At 72.3% G+C, this 3,338-nt stretch carries 4 protein-coding genes; 1 reads left to right on the top strand and 3 read right to left on the bottom strand.

Going from position 1 to position 3,338, the window contains the following annotated elements; translation table 11 throughout:
- Nucleotides 1-339: L-histidine N(alpha)-methyltransferase (locus Q1N79_RS10100; RefSeq protein ID WP_300607319.1), on the top strand; the 339-nt coding region annotated here is incomplete at its 5' end.
- Nucleotides 340-714: 375 nt separating this feature from the next.
- Here Q1N79_RS10100 and Q1N79_RS10095 read toward each other — a convergent pair.
- The 3 genes from Q1N79_RS10095 to Q1N79_RS10085 form a co-directional block, all read right to left on the bottom strand.
- A complete protein-coding gene (locus Q1N79_RS10095; protein WP_300607316.1) occupies nucleotides 715-1,173 on the bottom strand; it encodes a universal stress protein in 459 nt (152 codons plus the stop codon).
- A 40-nt stretch (nucleotides 1,174-1,213) separates the two neighbouring features.
- Nucleotides 1,214-2,047 (bottom strand): SDR family NAD(P)-dependent oxidoreductase, encoded by an 834-nt coding sequence (locus tag Q1N79_RS10090; RefSeq protein WP_300607313.1) that lies wholly within the window; start codon nucleotides 2,045-2,047, stop codon nucleotides 1,214-1,216.
- Between the two features lie 96 nt (nucleotides 2,048-2,143).
- Nucleotides 2,144-3,338: prolipoprotein diacylglyceryl transferase family protein (locus tag Q1N79_RS10085; RefSeq protein WP_300607311.1), on the bottom strand; the 1,195-nt coding region annotated here is incomplete at its 5' end.

The following is a 3,338-nucleotide window of genomic DNA, read 5'->3' as shown; positions in this document are numbered from 1 at the left end:
GGGGTGACCGCCGCGTTCGACAAGAACGTCCTCGCCGTGCTCAACGCCGAACTGGGCGCGGACTTCGACCTGGACGCGTTCGAGCACGTCGCGGTCTGGGACGCGGCCGCCGAGTGGATCGAGATGCGGCTGCGCTCGACGGCCGGCCAGCGGGTGCGCGTGCCGGCGATCGGGCTCACCGTCGCGTTCGCGGCCGGTGAGGAGATGCGCACCGAGGTGTCCGCGAAATTCCGCCGCGCCGGGGTCGAGCGTGAGCTGGCCGCGGCCGGGTTCGCGCTGCGCTCCTGGTGGACCGACCCGGCCGGGCAGTTCGGGCTGTCGCTGTCGGTGCCGGACTAGGCCGGTCAGCACGCTCCGTCCGGTCAGTTCGTCGAGTGGACCGGCGGCAAGCCTCAGACCCTTTCCCTGCGACCGCTTGCACACGCAGCGGCGGACAAATCACCCATACCGGGCGCGGTCCGCGGGCGCTGGCCAAGATAGGACCCGAGCGGCATCCGGAAATCGGCATAAAACGGACAATAAACCTGCGGCCCGGGTCCTAAGTTCCCGATGCCGTCCCACAATCTGAGACGGCCGCCGGACAGCCGCCCGCGCCCCGGCCAGCCCGGCACGCCCTTGCCGCACTGCTCACACCCACATCGGCTGGCCAGGTGACGTGCACCCGAGGGAGCGGCGACGCGGCCCCTCAACTTCCGAGATTGCAATAGGGCCGTGCTAGGGCACGACCACCAGGGGCACCGGCGACCGGCGGGCCAGGCTGACGGCGACGGAGCCGACAACGCGGTGCATGGCGCTGGACGAGCTCCCGACCACGATCGCCGTGATGTCGTCGGCGTGCGCGTCGCGAACGTGCACGGCGGCCGCGATCAGCTCTTCCGGGATCAACCCCTGGCGCCGCTCGAACTTCCAGCGCTCTTCCCGCCCGCGCAGCTGCTCCCCGGCCTGGGCGCGCAGGTCGCGCTCGACCTCGTCGAAGCCGATTTCCACTTCGGCTATGGCATCGGCCGACAGCATGTCGACGGCGGCCAGGTGCGCGATGTACAGCACGATGATTTCGCCGGGGCGGCCGGACAGCAGGCCAACCGCGGCGTCGAGTGCCCGGGTGGCGGGCGGCGACCCGTCAAAGCCCACGACGAGGCGCAAGTTCCCGGCGGGTTCCGTAACAGGGTTCACAGCGGCTGAGCTTAGCCCCCGGGCAGGTTCGGCATCGCGGTTACCGGTCCGTCCCGGCCGTCGCGGCCGTCGCGGCGTCCGCGCGGTCGATGGCGTCGACGATGGACTTGGTGCCGCCGTGAGAGCTGTGCCCGCCGTCGACGGGGATTTCCGCCCCGGTGATGTAGGAGGCGCGGTCAGAGAGCAGGAAGACCACGACCTCGGCCACCTCCTGCGGCCGGCCGTTGCGGAGCAGGAGCGTCTGCTCCATCGAAGCCCGCAGGAAGACCGGGTTCGCGCCGTCCAGGATCGGCGTGTCGATGGGGCCCGGGTGCACGATGTTCACCCTGATCCCGCGGGGCGCGAGCTCGAGCGCCGCGACCTTGGTCAGGCCCCGCAGCCCCCACTTGGCCGCCGTGTAGGCGACGGCGAAATGGGCGGTCAGCCCGGCGATCGAGCCGATATTGACGATGGAGGCGCCGGAGTTGTCCGGCATCAGCGGAGCTAGCGTGCGGATGCCGAGCATGGCGCCGGTCAGGTTGACCGCGAGGATGCGGTTCCATTCCGCCGTGTCCATGTCGAGCAGCCGGACCCGGTAGGGGACGCCGGCGTTGTTGACGAGGCCGTGCAGCGGGTCGCCGGCCGCGGTCAGGTAATCGCCGAGCCCGGCCCAGTCCTCCTCGCGGCTCACGTCGAGATGGCGGTATTCCATTCGGCCAGGACCAGCGGCGGCGAGGCGCTTCGCCAGGGCCGCGCCCTCGTCGTCCAGGATGTCCGCGCCAATGACTCGCGACCCGGCCCGGACCAGGAGCTCGGCCTCGGCAGCGCCCTGGCCGCGCGCGGCCCCGGTGACGACGATCGTCCGCCCGGACAGGCCATGGTTGATCACTTCCACGTGTCTTTCCTCCACGTGTCGGTCCCGTGCTGGGATCGGCTATTCGCGATCCATCACAGCACGACGGCAGGCCCGAGGTCACCCCCGGCTGGCCGGCTAGGCGACGGCGAAGAGCACAATGCCGACGATCAGCGCGATGGCCGCGAGCGCCGCGGTGACGGGGCGACCGTAGCGCCACTGCCGCGGCTCGTCCCGAAGGCCGAGGATGGCCTGCCTGATCAGCGTGTAGGCGGCGAGCCCGGCGACGGCCACGGGACCGGACCTGGGCAGGCCCGCGAGCAGCACGACGATGAGCGACACCACGCCGACGGTCAGCGCCGTCCAGGCTTCGAGCAGCTGCACGGGCATGCGGCGGCAGCCCAGCCGCCGGTCCGACGACCAGACCCCCCAGCGGGACGTTGTCACGCGCCCGGTACAGCAGCCCGCCCAGAAACAACCATGCCGGCCGATGCCCATGCCGATCAGCAGGGCGGGGGTGGCAGCGGCGAGGAAGGCGCCCTTCGGCAGGCCGGGGCCGGCGATCGCCACGGCGGCGACCACCACCGCGGCGCCGGCGACGAATCCCTGGATACACCAGCCGTCCCACTTCTTGCCCTGGTGCACCGCCGCGTACCAGGTCTTCCCGCCGACGACGCCGGCCGCGACCGCGCCCGCCGAGAACAACATCGGGCGCAGCAACGTGTAATCAGCGGTGGAAAGCAGCAGCGCCTCGATGCCGAGGCCGACGAGGACGCCGAGGGACACCAAGATCGCGTAGGCGTACCGGATGATCCCTGGCACCTTCGACCGCAGCAGGATGGTGGTGCGGACCGTCCCCCGCGGATCGGCGGGGACCGCTACCCGCCGCGGCCACGGCACCCGGCCGGAGGCGGCCGCCTCCGGCCGCGGGCTTGGCTGGGTCCGCCCGGCGACGGCGCGGGTGACCGGCCGCGCGGTGACCGACCAGGTCCCCGGGGTGATTCCGCGGACCTCGGCGGTGATCGCGACGGGGCCGCTTCCGGGGAGGACCGCCTCGACGGTCTCCTCGTGCGTGAACGTGTCGCCAGGGCGCGCTTTCCCGGACACGTCCGTCCGCTGGCCGGTGAACCTGACCGTGGTGCTGAACGGCTCTCCCTGCTCGCCGGGGTCGAGCCAGTAGGTCACGGTCAGCAGCTGCTCGAGAGCCTTGGTCGCCCACGCGGGCACCTCGTCAGGCTCGTCCCCGGCCGGCGCGGGCGGCGCGGCCGGCGGGGGCGACGGCGGCGCGACCGTCATGACAGGGCGACGCGCCGGGGCCGGGGCGGCTGGGGCC

This window comes from Trebonia sp. (assembly GCF_030042015.1).
In the GTDB taxonomy this organism is placed as follows: domain Bacteria; phylum Actinomycetota; class Actinomycetes; order Streptosporangiales; family Streptosporangiaceae; genus Trebonia.
The sequence above is the reverse complement of the archived record's forward strand: the minus strand, read 5'-3'. Positions and strand labels throughout refer to the sequence as shown.